Source organism: Pleionea mediterranea, from assembly GCF_003148745.1.
GTDB lineage: Bacteria > Pseudomonadota > Gammaproteobacteria > Enterobacterales > Kangiellaceae > Pleionea > Pleionea mediterranea.
Genome location: NZ_QGGU01000001.1, coordinates 331,266 through 348,229, shown reverse-complemented (window position 1 = coordinate 348,229; position 16,964 = coordinate 331,266). Strand labels below are relative to the sequence as shown.

The 16,964-nt window shown below is 43.8% G+C and carries 11 protein-coding genes; 4 read left to right on the top strand and 7 right to left on the bottom strand.

The window, feature by feature from the left end; genetic code table 11:
• Positions 1-19 precede the first annotated feature (19 nt).
• Positions 20-3,652, bottom strand: a complete 3,633-nt coding sequence (locus C8D97_RS01355) for a UvrD-helicase domain-containing protein (protein WP_109761540.1) — start codon at positions 3,650-3,652, stop codon at positions 20-22.
• A gap of 16 nt (positions 3,653-3,668) precedes the next feature.
• A complete protein-coding gene (locus C8D97_RS01350; protein WP_109761539.1) occupies positions 3,669-6,551 on the bottom strand; it encodes a PD-(D/E)XK nuclease family protein in 2,883 nt (960 codons plus the stop codon).
• Between the two features lie 367 nt (positions 6,552-6,918).
• Between C8D97_RS01350 and C8D97_RS01345 the strand changes: the two genes are divergently transcribed.
• Positions 6,919-8,586 carry a putative bifunctional diguanylate cyclase/phosphodiesterase gene (locus C8D97_RS01345; RefSeq protein ID WP_109761538.1) on the top strand — a complete coding sequence of 556 codons (1,668 nt, stop codon included), beginning with the start codon at positions 6,919-6,921 and terminating at the stop codon, positions 8,584-8,586.
• 74 nt (positions 8,587-8,660) lie between these two features.
• Here C8D97_RS01345 and C8D97_RS01340 read toward each other — a convergent pair whose 3' ends face one another.
• Genes C8D97_RS01340 through C8D97_RS01330 form a run of 3 tightly spaced genes read right to left on the bottom strand, consistent with a single transcriptional unit; the run spans position 8,661 to position 11,143 of the window.
• Positions 8,661-9,275: a flavin prenyltransferase UbiX gene (locus tag C8D97_RS01340; RefSeq protein ID WP_109761537.1), complete on the bottom strand. Its 615-nt coding sequence runs from the start codon at positions 9,273-9,275 to the stop codon at positions 8,661-8,663.
• 8 nt (positions 9,276-9,283) lie between these two features.
• Positions 9,284-10,636 (bottom strand): UDP-N-acetylmuramate:L-alanyl-gamma-D-glutamyl-meso-diaminopimelate ligase, encoded by a 1,353-nt coding sequence (gene mpl, locus C8D97_RS01335; RefSeq protein ID WP_280951640.1) that lies wholly within the window; start codon positions 10,634-10,636, stop codon positions 9,284-9,286.
• Positions 10,637-11,143: a hypothetical protein gene (locus C8D97_RS01330; protein WP_109761536.1), complete on the bottom strand. Its 507-nt coding sequence runs from the start codon at positions 11,141-11,143 to the stop codon at positions 10,637-10,639.
• Positions 11,144-11,234: 91 nt separating this feature from the next.
• On the opposite strand from C8D97_RS01330, the gene C8D97_RS01325 reads away from it, so the two are divergent.
• Positions 11,235-12,506 (top strand): 6-phosphofructokinase, encoded by a 1,272-nt coding sequence (locus C8D97_RS01325; protein ID WP_109761535.1) that lies wholly within the window; start codon positions 11,235-11,237, stop codon positions 12,504-12,506.
• A 98-nt stretch (positions 12,507-12,604) separates the two neighbouring features.
• Here C8D97_RS01325 and C8D97_RS01320 read toward each other — a convergent pair whose 3' ends face one another.
• A complete protein-coding gene (locus tag C8D97_RS01320; protein WP_109761534.1) occupies positions 12,605-12,937 on the bottom strand; it encodes a DUF6249 domain-containing protein in 333 nt (110 codons plus the stop codon).
• 253 nt (positions 12,938-13,190) lie between these two features.
• Here C8D97_RS01320 and C8D97_RS01315 point away from each other — a divergent pair, with 253 nt between their 5' ends.
• Both C8D97_RS01315 and C8D97_RS01310 read left to right on the top strand, forming a co-directional pair.
• Positions 13,191-13,769 (top strand): RNA polymerase sigma factor, encoded by a 579-nt coding sequence (locus tag C8D97_RS01315; protein ID WP_109761533.1) that lies wholly within the window; start codon positions 13,191-13,193, stop codon positions 13,767-13,769.
• A gap of 8 nt (positions 13,770-13,777) precedes the next feature.
• Entirely contained in the window at positions 13,778-14,278 is a 501-nt protein-coding gene (locus tag C8D97_RS01310; RefSeq protein ID WP_109761532.1) for a PspC domain-containing protein, read from the top strand.
• A 142-nt stretch (positions 14,279-14,420) separates the two neighbouring features.
• Here C8D97_RS01310 and C8D97_RS01305 read toward each other — a convergent pair whose 3' ends face one another.
• Positions 14,421-16,772, bottom strand: a complete 2,352-nt coding sequence (locus tag C8D97_RS01305) for a glycosyl hydrolase family 18 protein (protein ID WP_109761531.1) — start codon at positions 16,770-16,772, stop codon at positions 14,421-14,423.
• Between the last annotated feature and the right edge of the window lie 192 nt (positions 16,773-16,964).

Here is a 16,964-nt window from a genome sequence, read left to right as displayed (position 1 = left end):
AACCTGTTTTATCCACTCACTAAATACTTTTATATTCCAATAACTTTTTATGCATTGGCAAATAGAGGGCACAACGGAGATCACGAGATTCCATTTGTCTTATAACCGATGCATAGGTTGTTAGTTGATCCTGATAGCGCTCCAGCTCCGACTGATAAAACGACTCTAAATCACCACCGGCATGATACCCAGTTTTAAAGTCAACAATCCAGCGACTGCCCTTTTCGTCAATAAAGGTTCTATCAATCACAAATGTTTTAAATTGCTCGTTTAATCGGGTCGACAAAGAAAATTCTGATTGAGCCTTTTCGTGCCGACTCAATAACCAGCGTCCTGTGTCATCGTCAATGGCATTGTTAAGTGCTTTTACGCAGCGCTCAACACAGTAATCGATATCGTTCAACGCCACCTGCTGTTGTTTAAAATAATGCTTGAAGACCGGCTTTAACTGTTGGATTTTTTCCGAAGTCCAAAGCTCAATACCCTGCTCAGCAATTATCTGTAAATAGTCGTGTACCAGATTTCCTATCAAAGCTGCGTTATCACTTGCCCACTCAAAATCTGGCGACTCACTGTCAGAGGTTTGCTCTGGAGACTGCTCCGAAGCAAGAGTATCAACAGTCTTTGATATCGACAGTTGTACCGGCAAAAGATCAATCATCGCATCCAGTTTAATCCGATTCAATTGAGCTGAGGATGTCATTGCAACCGTTTCAGTGACATCGGGCTCATCGTAGGATTTAATCTGTTGCTCTATTTGCGATTCTACCGCAGGCCATAACTGACTTAATAAAGTTGATTTATCGGGCAGTGCAACCGACAACTCTTCACCGTTGTCTTTTACTTTAGACTGCGCCAGTAGATACAAGCGTTTTTTTGCACGTGTTGCAGCAACATAAAGTAACCGGCCATTCTCATAAATTTGTTTCGCTTTGTTTATATTGCCTAATAGCTGATACAAGCGATCGTCGGTTTGATCATCGGTTTTCATGGGTGCGACTAAAAAGTTGTCTTTTCGTTGACCGCGACTCGGTAACTCTTGCCACAAGACCAGTTGTGCGTCTTCATTTTTTGGCTTGCGCTCTAAATGCGGAATAATAACCTGATCAAATTCAAGCCCTTTAGATTTATGAATACTCAATATTTTTACTGCTGGGGTGATTGCAGACTTTTGTGTATGTTCACTTGATAGCTCGGTTGAGAATTCATTTGAAAGTTCAGTTGAGGATTCCTTTGAAAACTCCGCTGAAGGCTCCTTTAAAAACTTCGCTGAAGGCTCTGCAGCATCAATACTATCCGGTGAAGAAAACAGTCGCTCAACCAGTGAGTCAAGCTCAGCAACATTAATAACCGGTTTATCAGACACTTTATCGCTTAGTGCATTAAAAAATTGTTCGGCATCATTTAGATCACGCTTATTCGCGTGCATATGCGCCCCACCTAATGCATACCAGGCCGCCTTTACCTGAGTCACCAGTGGGTACTTTTCAACTTGACTGACAAATGGCGTTAACTGCTCATATAATTTGTTAAGCCGCTTTGTATCATCAACCGATAATTGGCTCAAAATTTTCTCGGCTGTACTACTTTTCGATTTTAAATGGTTACTTGTTGGTAATTCAAAACATTGACATAAACTTAGCCAGGGCGCAGTTGATTGAAACACTAACTGTAAAGCGCTTAATGATAGACCGCACCATTCGCTGCGTAATAATGCCGCCAGAGCAATGCCATCTTGCGGGTTAAGCAAAAACCGCGTCAGACTTTTTAGGTTTTTGATCATTGGCCGTTGATCCAGTCGCTCCATCTCTATTGCTTCAACCGGAATATTATTTTCTTTTAAAATCAGTATGGCTTCTTGCGCGTGACTTTTACTTCGAACAAGAACGGCGATGGTGTCTTGCGGCGACTCTTTACGAATAGATTTCACCAGCGACAAAATGGTTGCAGCCTGAAATGAGCTATCAGCATTCAGCTGATGAATAAACTCGACGGCTTTTTCCCGGTTATCATTTTTTGCATCGGCCAGACTCACCGGAACAGCGCCCAACATGGCGTTTTCTTTTTCTGGCAATACTTGTTTAAAGGCTCGATTAACCCAGTCGACAATTCCGGCTTCAGAACGAAAGTTTGTGGTTAACACCAGAGGCTTTAACGGAATGCCGGCCAATCCTGATTGACGACATTCGAGGTACAGCCCTACGTCGGCTTCCCGAAATCGATAAATGGATTGCATGGGATCACCAACCACAAACAGGGTTCGGCCATCATCCGGTTGCCAGCCCTGAGTTAACAAACGTAATAATTCATATTGTCCGTGTGATGTATCCTGAAACTCATCCACCAGAATATGCATGATTTGATAATCAAACTTCATAGCAAGATCAGTCGCACCGATATCGTCTTCCAGCGCATTCAGTGCTGCCTGGGATAACTCAATAAAGTCAACCTTCCCTTGTGTCTGAAATTCAAGCTTTAAATAACCCAGCAACAGGGTTAAACAATTATTCAAAGCTTCTACATTACTCCACTGCTGCTCACTGTAGGTCGCTGCGGGAAACTGTTTAACCTGTGCCAATAATTCGATAAATCCGGGATAACTTTGTAACTGCTCGTAAAGTTCCTGACACCATATTTTTTGTTGTTGTGCCAGTTGTTTGTCTTCTTTATTTTTCATTTTAGACGCAGGCAAAATACCTTCTGTCGCACGAAAACTCTTTCTGACCTGGCCTTTGCCCGTTAATAAAAACTCTGAGACCGCAATCCACTGATCAATGTTATCGCTATTGGCTTCTGGCCAATGTTGGCAATCTTGCAACCGCGAGACAGGGTGAGAAACCGCCAAGGGATTATCGGGTAATCGATCCTGATGCTGATAAACATGCTGCAGTAATTGAAAAGCAGTATCACCGGCTTGTTCTGGCGCTGACTGTTTAACGTCTTTAAGTTTATGACTCAAGTAATCACTCAATGCAGTTTCTAATGAGTGACGATCCAGCAATCGACTGTTGGTAACAAAATGCCGTATCCATTGATCACGCCTCGACAGCAATGTTTTAAATAAACTGATGAGCTTTTCAACCTGATTGTTCATACTCTTTAATAACTGCAGCAGGTCTGGCTCTATCGATTGGTGTTGTCGATGACGCAATACCGACGTAATAAATGCTTGTGATGCTTTTTGATAGATTTCATCGGCGTTTTCTTCAATACCGGGTTGTGCACCAAACCGGGCTAACAGTGGCATTTGTTTAACGATCGAAGCACTTAAGCTGTCGATGGTTTGAATTCTTAATCGCGCAGGATTATCAATTAACTGCCAGCCATTGGTTTTATCCTGCTCTAACGCTTGTTTGGCAAGTAACCAGGTTTTATGCTCGTGCGCTTTATCTGCAGTAGGCTCGAGTTCAGGATTGCGAATACTGTTTTGAGCGTACACCAGAGCTTCAATAATTCGTTCACGCATTTCGTTCGCGGCTTTGCGCGTAAAGGTGATCGCTAAAATATCTTCCGGATTTTTAACATGCGCCAGTAAATTTAAATAACGCTGAGTGATTAGTCCTGTTTTTCCGGAGCCGGCTGGTGCTTGCACAATAAACGACTCGGTTATATCAATCGCACGCTCTCGTTCTCGCTGGTCATTTAACGACATACTTTATTTACCTCTGTCATATCCCTCTATCACCAACGTCTGTTGAGCTATCATCAGGAAACTCTCCTGCATTCAGCTCGGCCACACGACAAACCGAATCAAACGGACAATAATCGCAGGCGTGCTGCTTTTCATTTGGCTTAACGGCGGCATACCCCTGCTTTATTTCGTCAGTTAATGTTTCAAGCTCCGATTCAATATAGTAAATAAAACTTTGCCAGTCGCTAATTTCTGTTTTTGCTTTTTCAATGGAGGGCACGCCAGGTAAAATACCATTTTCTTTTGCCACACCAGAAAAACTGACTTTTTTATGATGCAGTTGAGCAAAACAGATGGCTGATACATGCTGATGGTCGGCCATTAAATACAAAGGCAACTGTGGTTCGGCAATTCTATCGCCATACCATTTACTCGCATTCACCTGTCCGGTTTTATAATCAATAATCACGTCGCCATAATCGTCCACATGATCGATTCGATCAATTCGACTTTGAATACTTAATCCATTAACCACTATGTTTTTTTCTAACTCACAGGCGGTAACCGTAAACGACTGACGCTTTTTTTCCAGTTGCAATAAGTCAAAGATAAGCAGACTAAACTTTTCTTTTTCCAGTTGAGCAATTAAGTCGTCCTTGCTAAACCGGTCATCCGCACATTCGATAATGGCACGATTAATTAATGCTTTCAGTTCATCATCGGTGCTGCCAAGCAATGTTGACTGCTTTACTAATCGCTGCCAGATAACCTGCATCACTTTATGCACATAAACGCCACGGGTTCTTGGGTCCATTCCATTAACGGCAACTTCCTGCTCCATTAACCCAACTCGATGAGCCAAATAGCCTTGCATAGGACAAAGAGCCTGAGCCGTTAAAAATTGATTGCCGCTTTTTAACTGAGATTCCTGATAAGGCTGACCATAATCGTCAACAAAATATTCCTGCTCTGGTGGGACTAACTGCCACAAGCTGGACTCAATGGTCGTACTGCTCTGCCAGCTTAACTCTGTTTGCTCAATCGATTCACTTAAAGATTTGTTATAAATATCCGCAGGCAGAAAACCATGGGCACTCAGTCGCTGCAATATAAGTGGTGATGGGCTTAATTCTCTATCCTGATCCATTTTATGGTAACTGACGGCAACATTATCACTGGTAGCCAACAAACCATCAATTAATGTATTGGCGTACTCCAATTCACGCTCTGGCCCCGAGCCGGGCAGTTGATGTTGACGCGCTAATGACAGGGGGATAAACGGATTGGGGTTAGCGGCTTCTGGTAATACTTCATTCGATAAACAACAAATCCAGAGAGCATCGAACTCAAGTCCTACTGCTTCGTAAAGGCCCATTACCTGAATCGGTTCGCCTTTACTTTTTGGTTGAAAAACAGCGCCTTCAAGCAATGACCTTAACCAGGAAAAAGCCTGTTTAAAATGGCATTGTTCACCCAGAATATTAAATTGTCGCAGTTGTTTGATCAGCGACAACAGTTGATCCCGCAGTTGATACTGATAACTGGTTAAACTGCTTGTTCCCGGCCACCCCCACAGTTTTAACCAATTAATAAACAATTGTGACCAGGCTTCTGCACTCTGTTCTTTATTGGCGTGGCCGATCAGTTCTTTCATGCTGGTAAATGCACCAGCAAGTACTTGCGCTTCCTGTTCATCTAAAAATTTAGATCCCAGATACTGAATTCGATCCGTCATGGATTCAAATGAAGTTGTCTCTTCGCCTTCAGCCGGTAATTCAAATGCAAACTGTTTCAGTCGCCAATAAAATTCATCGGAAACATTAAACCTATTATCTTTGGCTTCCAGTTTGAAACATTGGCTGCGCAATATTTCAGCCCATTTTGACAACTCAACCGGCTTAGCCATTAACTCGAGAAGATTAAGCGCAATTCGAACCATGCCAAAGTTTGTCAGGGGTAATCCCACCGAAATGTTATAAACGGTTTTTTCAGGCTCACACTCAGACAAAAGTTCAGGGTGCAATTGTTGCTTTAATAAAGCCTCCACTTGATAGCGTCGCTTTTCCAGATCAGGCACCACAATCGCCAGTTTGGCATTGGCATTTGCCGTAAGTCGTCTGATGCTCCAGTCACATGCGTGCAGCAATTCTTGCTCGAAACTCTGACAACTTAACGCCATTACCTTAGGGTTGCGCGTCTGTTTTCTTGTGTTTTTCTCCGACGACGGCTGATCAAATAACGCTTTTGTCTCTCCTGAATTTATGACTTCTCGTATTGTCAGACCACATTGCATTAACGCTTTAAATAACTGCTGTAATCCGGGTTCCATCTGGTGAAAACCCAGCAATAACAATTGGGAGTTCAATTCCGTATCAAATAGTTTTAACAACGATTTAAGTGACGCTTCACTGTCAGCCGACTCCTGATTTAATTGAGAAAAATAATGCGTCAACCATTCAGGTAATTGCGATGCATCAATGGCCTGCATTTGATTGAGTCGGGACTGGTAATCTTTTGCCCAACGAATAAATGCTTCATGATCTTCGGTATTCGGCAGAACATCGGTTAATGCAACATTCCATCGATTTAATATTTGAAACGCATCCTGCACTTTACGCGCAGTGGCTTTAACCGAAATCAAATAGTCCGCCGCATCACTCTGTTCCAACACCTGCTGCCAGATGGAAAGGCTCTGGTTAGCGTTTAGTAAAATAGGTGCATCGGTATTGCGCGCACAGGCAAAAAACAATCGATTCAGCCAGGCTGTTATCGGCAATACATCAGCGCCAGGCCATACACCGGCTACCTGAGACTGTTGACGATGATATTGTTCAACCCAGTAACGGGACTGACGATTACTGGCCGTAATAAGACTCAGTTGTTGATCAGCCATCGCTTGAAATGTTGATCTATTCAGCATTTTTTCTCTGTAATTCAAATAGTTACAATTCTAAATTGAGATATTAATTAACCTATAGTCATTAACTTATTGTTCTATATGGTGTTTATTAATTAATCAATGAAATATTATTCGCCTCTGTTCAACTGGCGATCAATCAGTGCTAATCTTTGAGCGGCTTTGGTATTGAGCGCTATTTTTGGCAAAAAGCTGAAGCTTATAATAACAGGCTATCAATAAAAATAAGCCGTATAGCCGATATATTTGCAGTGTCAGCTACTTTTAAAGCAGTATGCAATAAATGGGGAGCCGGTTGTAAAGCCGGAAACAGGGGGACAACAGTGTTTTGGAGCAGCTGTTGTTAGTTTTCGCAGACACAAAAAGAATAATGCCACATAACAAAAAGAAACTGATTCAGCTGGTCAACTTGCTTGACCCTGCACTTGTTGATCGATCCAAAAACGGGCACAAAATTGATTTGGCCAGTTTATTCGAGGATGTCGCACGCGAGTATATAAAGCTGACTGACTCACCAAGTGCTTCTGTTCTCAACAACTCTGCTCTCAATAACAATGCCCCTGATAGTTTTAAGTCCAGTAGTTCTGAGCTTAGTAGTTCTGAGCCCAATAGCTCTAAACCAAATGACTCGATACAAAATGAGTCTATACAAAAAATCACTGACCAAACGCTTACCCAACGGGATCCACTGACAGAATTGCCTAACCGGTTATTTTTCAGCGAATACGTGGATCAAGCCATTAAGCGGGCCGCGCGCCACAATAAACCTTTTGCTTTAGTGTTTATTGATATCGATCATTTCAAAACCATTAACGATACCCACGGTCATCAAATTGGCGATTCCATTTTAATTGAACTGGCGCAGCGTATCGGTCATTCCATACGGGAAAGTGATGTACTGTGTCGGTTGGCAGGTGATGAGTTTTGTCTACTGGTTGAAGAGCTTGATAAAACCGACGCCATTTTACGCGTCATTGATTCCATTCGGCATCAGCTCAGTCGGCCATTTGAACACAATGACTTATCGCTGATTATCACCACCAGTATTGGGGTCAGTATTTACCCGGAAGATGGCAATAACTTTAAAGATTTATTGCACTTTGCTGATCTGGCCATGTATGAAGCAAAACGAAACGGTCGAAATTCCGTCAGTATTTTCACCCCCGAAATTGCCGAAAATATCCGACAACTGAATGGCCAGCAGAAAAAACTAAAAACGGCTCTTCAATTTAACCAGATTAAAAACTTTGTTCAGCCCGAACTGGAATTTGGCAGTGGTGCAATATGCGCCATACGACAAATTGCATCGGTGCCCGTACCCGGTCTCGACAGTGAACGGGCATTATTACAAACCGCCGAACGCGGTAACAAAACAGCACTACTGAATATTGAGTTGATCCGTTCTGCGTGCGAACAACATCGCCAGTGGCAAAAATCATTTCGTTACATACCCCGACTGGTGATCCCTTTGTATCAGGAGTTTCTTTGCTCTGCACGATGCGCATCGGTGGTGAGAGAACTGGTGGATCGTTACTCGCTAAAAGGATCCAGCTTAGAGTTTGAAGTTAATGAAACCGACTTAAATAGCCAATGCGATTACGGTCACGAAAGCTTAAAGAAACTCTATTATCTTGGCTGTAAAATCAGCTTAATTAATTTTGGCATTGGGCCATCTTCACTACGTCTATTGTCGTCGGGCTATATCCAAAAAATTAAAATTGATGGCACACTAATCAACAGTATTGAAACCGACAAACAATCCCGTCTTATGATGGAAGCCATCATTAGCATTTGTCGTAAGTTTAAAATTCGCGTGGTTGCGCTGGATGTTAGCAGTGTTTCACAGGTTAAATTACTGGAAACACTGAAATGTGATGGCATTCGCGGTGACTTTTTAAGCCCGCCAGTTACCTGTGAAGAGTTTACCGATGTATTAGCCACCTACAATCGTCAGAATAAAAATCATGATGACTTGTTTACCGAACAAAACTTTCTTGAGCAAAAAATTCGCCAGAGCGGCATTCCTCCTCAATGTTAAGCACTGTGTGATCAGTCTAAACTTTTATTAACGGTTGGATTCTAATTTTCAAATTTACTTACTGGTTTTAAAATTCACTTCTTGGTCTTATAGCCCCAGCGATCCATTAATTGATGATTGACGCCAAGATGATCCAGCACTCTGGCAACCATAAAATTCACTAAATCGTCGATGCTTTCGGGTTGATGATAAAAACCCGGCGCCAGGGGCATAATAGTCACCCCGGCCTGGGACAACTGAGTCATATTCTGCAGATGAATGGTGGAAAATGGCGTTTCACGTGGCATCAGGATAAGTTGACCGCGTTCCTTAATTACTACATCCGCGGCTCGTTCCAATAAATTATCACTGGCGCCTGTTGCAATAGCCGACAAAGTACCTGTACTGCACGGACAAACAATCATCTGTTTCGGCGCTGCCGAACCAGAGGCAACCGGTGACATCCAGTTATGACTGGAACATAACTCTATGGTGCCTTCACCCGGTATTTTTTGCTCCAGTAAAGCCAATGTTTTTGCCTGATTATCTGGCATTGACCAGCCAAGCTCAGTGGCAAACACCACTCTTGCCGCATCCGACAGTAATAAATAAGTGGTTTGATAATGCTGCCTTAATTGCTGCAACAATGAGACAGCATAAGCCGAGCCAGAAGCACCGGTGATCGCAAGTGTAATGGAATGATAGGTCATAATAATCCTTAACGGCTGAAAGACTGCTTTTGAAGCGTAGCCAACAATGTATCGTAGATACCGCCAAATGCGCCATTACTCATCAGCAATACATGGCTGTTTGATGTCACATAACGACCTATCTGCTGAATGACCTGTTCAACGGTTTCGCAAATAATGACGGTTTCATCGCTCCCCCAATCAATGTGTTGCGGGTCGTGAATAATTTTTACATCCGCGGCCTGCATCGCCGGAATAATGTTGTCTTTATGATAGCCCATTCGCATGGTGTTGGATCGCACATCCACCACCGCAATCATTGGCGAATCTTTGATACTGGCGCGCAGCCCTTGAACCGTAAGTTCGATAGCCGTTGGGTGATGGGCAAAATCGTCATAAACAGAAACACCATTGACCCGACCTTTTAGCTCCATCCGGCGTTTGACACTTTTAAACTGGTTTATGCCGTCAATCGCATCGGTAATGGTAACGCCAGCATGATGAGCTGCAGCAATTGCAGCCAGAGCATTATGGACATTATGCAGGCCAATCAGTTGCCAGTTAACCCGTCCCTGCACTTTGCCTTTAAAGGTCACATCAAAACAGGAACCATCGTCGTTGATTAAATCAAAAGCCCAGTCACCCTGCTCACCCATCGACTGACAGGGCGTCCAACACCCCCGTTGCAGAACTCGATTCAACGACTCGGAGTCTTGTGGATGTATCACAAGTCCATTACCCGGAATGGTTCTCACCAGATGATGAAACTGGGTTTCTATCGCCGTGATGTCATCAAATATATCCGCGTGATCAAATTCAAGATTATTCAATACTGTGGTTCTTGCCCGGTAATGCACAAATTTGCTGCGCTTATCAAAAAACGCCGTATCGTACTCATCGGCCTCGACAACAAAGAAAATGGAGTCGGTTAATCGCGCCGACACCCCAAAGTTTTCCGGCACACCACCAATTAAAAATCCCGGGTTTAGTCCGGCGTATTCCAGAATCCAGGCGACCATTGATGAGGTTGTGGTTTTTCCATGGGTGCCGGCAACGGCTATAACCCATTTATCCTGTAAAATATTTTCCGCCAGCCACTGAGGACCCGAACGATAATTTAAACCCCGCTCCAGAACATATTCCACTTCAGGATTGCCACGACTCATGGCATTACCAATCACCACGCAATCGGGCTCTGGTTGTAAATTTTCTGCCCGAAATCCTTCCTGTAATTCGATACCCGCTTGCTGCAGCTGATCGCTCATGGGCGGATAGCAGTTTTTATCGGAGCCTGAAACGACAAAGCCTTTCTGTTTAGCCAGCTGCGCAATACCACCCATAAAGGTGCCGCAAACCGCCGATATATGAATTTTTTGACTCAATTAATTCTCCAATAAATTGGCAATGCTACTCACAGCAATAATGTTAACCACGGTTAAAATAAACACCAGTGCCGCAGACTTAATCCAGCCAATGTCTAGGCTGAACTTATAGATAAAGGTATTGGCCATTAAACGCCAGGTGCTCGATAATAAAAATAACACCGCCAGAATAATATTTTTTTCCGTTGCATCAAACACCATCAGTGCAGTAAGCAGTGGCAATGAAATAATTAAATCGGTACCAAACAGTGCCGTCAGCCCCTGCACAAGCCGTTCTGATTTATTAAACAAGATAAACGGCAATACCCGGATCAATAACAATATAACAACCAGATAAAGCCATAAAAAACCTTGTTGCTCCGGCATCGACTGCTGTTTGGCAACCCACTGTGCCAGACAAATCAAACCCAGCAACAATGCTAAAAATACGCGAGAGTATTGCAGGCACTCGGGCGATCGCTGAAAGCAGGTGATTTGCCACAGTTTTTTTAACTCAGAAAACAGCACAGAAATTAGACACCGCAATTTATGATGGCATTAATTTGCTCTATAATAGCCGACATCAATCAGTGAACGCCAATACAAACCGAGGAACACAATGGCTCGCAAAAAAAAATACAATGCATTTTATGCTCAATCTGGTGGTGTAACGGCCGTTATTAACGCATCTGCCTGTGGTGTGATCGAAACCGCTCGTGCGCACAAAGACAAAATCGGCAAAGTTTACGCAGGCCGAAACGGCATTATTGGCGCCTTAACCGAAGAACTTATCGATACTAGCAAAGAATCTAAAAAAGATATTGCTGCTCTTAAATACACGCCTTCTGGCGCGTTTGGCTCATGCCGTTACAAACTGAAAAGTCTTGAGCAAAACAGAGCCGAATACGAACGACTGATCGAAGTATTTAAAGCCCACGATATTCGTTACTTTTTTTACAATGGCGGCGGCGATTCAGCCGATACCTGCTTAAAAGTGTCTCAATTATCGGAACAGATGGATTACCCAATACAAGCCATTCATATCCCAAAGACTGTCGACAATGATCTGCCATTCACCGACAACTGCCCAGGCTTTGGTTCTGTTGCCAAATACATTGGTGTGTCGATACGTGAAGCCGGTTTTGATGTGGCGTCTATGGCAAAAACCTCCACCAAAGTTTTTGTTATGGAAGTGATGGGTCGTCACGCAGGCTGGATTGCAGCCGCAGGCGGGCTGGCTGCAGAAAACGAGGGTGACGCACCGCACATCATACTGTTTCCGGAAATCGCATTTAACAAAGAGAAGTTTTTAAAGCGGGTTGATCGCTGTGTGAAAAAATACGGTTATTGCGCCATTGTAGTCTCGGAAGGCGCGCAATATAAAGATGGCACCTTTTTAGCCGATGCAGGCTCCACCGACGCTTTTGGTCATAAACAACTTGGCGGTGTTGCCCCTGTTGTGGCGCAAATGGTGAAAGATGAACTTGGCCATAAATACCACTGGGCCGTTGCCGATTACTTACAGCGCGCCGCACGCCATATTGCTTCCGCTACCGATGTCGATCAGGCTTATGCCGTAGGTAAAGCCGCTGTTGAATACGCATTAAAAGGCAAAAATGCCGTAATGGTGACTATTGATCGAAAGAAAACCAAATCTTACGGCTGGAAAATTGGCGAAGCACCCTTGGAGCAAGTGGCCAATGTGGAAAAGATGATGCCTCGCAACTTTATTACTCGAGATGGTTTCCATATTACCGAAGCGTGTCGTGATTACTTGCTACCATTGATTAAAGGTGAGTCTTACCCGCCGTTTAAAAATGGTCTGCCACAATACGTAACTTTAAAAAACAAAGCCGTCGACAAAAAGCTAAAGAAAAAGTTTACGGTTTAAACCATTAGATAGACGCCTATTACAGACAATAATCTGTTGGCTGTTACTCAACCGCTTTGGTCAATTCACCATGTAAAGCGGTTGAGTCAATTATCTACCTATGATTTACTTTTCATCAATTTGTAATACACCAACAACCCCACGCCAGCAGCAACAATAATAACGCCATAAGTCGACACCTGCTCAGATGATAGAGAGAGTATATCAATGATAATAAGTCCAGCACCGGTACTTGCAGATACAATGCCCCACTTTAAAGCCCCTTCTCGCTGACTACTCTGTTCGGATTCCAGCATTGATTTAACCACTTCATCTGACGCATGAGTTTCAGCAAGACGTCGCCGCACCCTATTGTCGGTTACCACTTTTATAATCGCTACCAAACACACAAATCCCACCATAGGGATTATCATTGAGACTATTTCTTCCATTCCACTCTCCTACTCACACCAGTCAATAGAACGACTTACAGGGTTAATAGAGACAACAAATCATTAATTGGTTGCAGTGCACAGAAGAATAGTTGTGTTATTTCGAACATATTTTGCAACCAGGATCACTATTTGAGACTCTATTAGACGAAACCGCAATCAAACAGTACATATAAAAGAGCGCCAAGCGTTTTGTGAATGAGCCAGAAAGGTAGGACGTCGATTGAGCAAAGTGGAGGACAAAGAGCTAGTTATGAATGTTTTGTCTGCCCGACCCGGTGCGTTTGCTCAACTGGTTCATCAGCATCAAAAATTAGTGTGGCACCTTATTTATCGAATGGTGCAACATCCTGAAGATACACGCGAACTCAGTCAGGAAGTTTTTATGCTCGTGCATCAAAAGCTGCATCAATTTCGATACGAAAGCGCACTTTCGAGCTGGATTGGCCGCATCGCATTTAATATTGCAAGCCGCTACCTAAAAAAAGCCAGTAAATGGCAGTTCCAAAACACATCCAATAATAGAGAAAGTGGTGAACAATCAAATGACACTGCTGATCCCATAACAAGCCTGTGTGATCAGGCCGACTTAAGCCGGGATCTGGCTGAATTACAAATGTATCAAAAAGTTGAGCAACTGATGCAGCAACTGCCACCGGTTTCAAGAACAGTGGTTTCGCTCTATCATCTGGATGAGTTGTCGGTGCCTGAAATAGCACAAATCACCGATATACCAGCGGGTACCATAAAAAGTCATTTGTTTCGTGCACGGCGAGAATTACGACATAAACTAAATAAAGAGTTAATTGGTAATAATGATAACCAGGATTGAGATAAATTATGCCGAGTGATAACAACACATTTTTCTGCGAAAGTACCGATACAGAGCAGGAGCAGATAGAAGAACAACGATATCAACAGTTGGCAGAAAGCGGTGCAACAACAACGACAACAACCGCTAATAACTCTGGTATAAATGAAAATATTAACGACCACAACATTCAACAGTACCGTATGCTTTATAAGGCCATTAAGCAAACACCTGTACCCGATATACCAGTGAACTTTTCAACCAACATAGAACAACTTGTTAATCAGAAGGAGTGCCATGCGTTACTTGAAAAGTGGCTGGTTCGACTAGCCATTATGGCCATGACAATCACTTTTATAGCCGTTCTTGCGCCTTATATCATCTTGTGGTTATCCACATTAAGTCAACAAACGACCGGTGTATTAGTGCTGATCTCAACCATTGCCAGTGTTATGGCACTAACGGACTGGCGAGCCAAAAATAATCGAATAAAAAATTATCAAAAAAGCCACCCTGAGCAATTGTTCTGACTCGGTGCGTAAAATAGTCAGGTAAATGTTTCACTCTTATATTTGTTACTGTATTTTTTCTCGGTAAAAATAATTACGGCACTCATCCTTGAGTGCCGTAATAATCGCTAAAACTTCCTTCGTTAATTATTAAATATTCAACTTACTGTAAACCGTCATCAATGGCTTTAATTAACTCACCATTGCTGGTATCGCCGGATAATTCCCAGAAAAAGGCACCACCCAGACCCTGTTGCTTCAGGTAGTTCATTTTTCCGTTAATAGTGGCTGGTGTATCGTAACTCCACCAGTTATTTCCACAGTAAGCGTAGGCTGTGTCGGCAATAACACCATTCGACGGACAGGTATTTTTTAGAACCTTATAATCTTCAATACCCGCCTCATAAGTCCCCTGGGCAGCACCCGTTGCCGAACCACCTGGTTCACTTTGCGATACTCCGGTCCAACCGCGACCATAGAATCCGATGCCTAACAAAATTTTATCCGCCGGTACGCCTTTGCTTTTCAACAATTGAATACCGTTATCGCTGTAAAATCCGTCAATCGGAATACCGTTGTAACTGTGCAATGGTGAATGAGGTGCTGTTGGTCCCTGCTTCGCCCATGCGCCAAAGAAGTCGTAGGTCATGAGCATATAGAAGTCGACGTACTGAGCAGCGCCGCCATAGTTAGCAGCGTTCAATTTCGCTTCACCAGCACCAAGGGCTGCGGTTACCAGCTTGTCGTTACCGAACCGCTCGCGCAGTGCCTGCATTAAATCACGATAGCCATTAAAACCACTGTTGTCGCAACTCAGTCCACATTCATTCGGGTATTCCCAGTCAATATCGATACCGTCAAACACATCTGCCCAACGAGAATCGTATACCAGGTCATAACATGAGTTGGCAAATTGCTGTGGATTCTCTGCGGCTTGCCCAAATCCACCCGACCAGGTCCAACCGCCAAAAGACCAGACAATTTTGATATTCGGATACATTTCTTTCAAGCGACGTAACTGGCCAAAGTTACCGCGCAATGCACCAGCATCCCAGGTATCAGCAACTCCATCGACGCTTTCTGACGCGCCGTAAAATTTATCGTATGCAGCGTAAGCATCACCAATGGTGCATTCACCATTTTTAACGTTACCAAACGCGTACATAATGTGGGTTAACTTTTCAGCGGAACCACTGGTATGAATATTTTTAACGTGGTAGTTGCGACCATAAACGCCCCACTCGGCAAAATAACCTATGACTTTACTTCCATGAGTTGTGTTGCCATCTCGAACCGTGACTAGAGTGGATGCTACTGCGGTGGCGCCTTCATTATCGGTAACCGTAAGTTGAACCCTGTAATCGCCGACACTGCTGTAGCTGTGTTGAGGGTTAGCGTCGCTGCTCGATTGTCCATCGCCAAACTCCCATAAGTATTGCGCAATGGAGCCATCAGGATCAGACGAGCCTGCACTGCTAAACGAAACCGCTTGCGCAACGTCTGTCACATAAGGGCCATTAGCATTGGCGACTGGTGGCTGATTTCCAGCCGCAGTAATATCGGCTGTTGTTGCTACTCTGGCTGTGGCACCCTCGTTATCTGTAACCGTCAAAGTTACGGTATAACTGCCTGCGCTCGTATAGCTGTGAGAAGGATTGGCCTGCAAGCTCGACTGACCATCGCCAAATTCCCAATTGAATTCGGTAATCGTGCCATCAGGATCCATTGATCCGTTACTGCTGAATGCAACGGCTTGATCAACCATTGCCGAGTAAGGCCCATTCGCTTGTGCAACCGGTGTTTGATTACCTGTATCCCGACACTCTCCAACATCGGTCCAGGCTTGTTGCCAATGAGCGCCAACACCCGGCTCATACGCCCAGGCAGAAGACGATGAACACCAGCCGGCAATATCACAATGATATTTTCGACCACCGTTCGCCACAACATCACCTGCCTGATACTGAGTACCGGCCATGTAGGAAGGCGCATCACAATTGCCTTGATCATCCTCGTTAATGCTTGCCGTGGTACTCGCTGAATGCGACAAACCGCCATCATCAATTACGGTGAGCGATACGGTATAAACGCCTGCTGCAGAATAACTGTGTTGTGGATCAGCCATGTTACTGGAAGCACCATCACCAAAATCCCACTGATAACTGGCAATGTTGCCATCGGAGTCGGATGAACCGGCACTACTGAAAGCAATGGAACTATTGACCAGTCCGGAATAAGGGCCGTTAACGTCCGCTACTGGTGCCCGGTTTTCACCATCGCCATCACAAGCTCCCAGTAAAGACCACTCCTGATATTGATCAGAATGCGACTCAGGGTTTTGATTTTGCGTCCACCAATTCGCCTGATAGGCATTTTGATTATGCTGAACCTGATCACCACCATTGTACACAGAGCTGCTTTGCCATTGCTCAAGGTTGGTGCAGTCGTAAGCCGCCACAGAGGCGGTGAAAAAAATTAAGCCACCAATAACCGGCAGCTTTATAAAGGACTTCATGACAATCTCCTCGTTTATTATTCAGTCAAGGAGTAATTCGATTAAATCATTTAGAATCCAACAGCCTTAAAGGATCCAGAATAAACTTCGCTCTTAACGAAGTAACCGCTTTTTAGTCGATTACTCTTTTAACCTGTTATTCATAATGAGTAACCTACCCAACCACGAAGCTTTTGAATGCTTTAGGTAGCA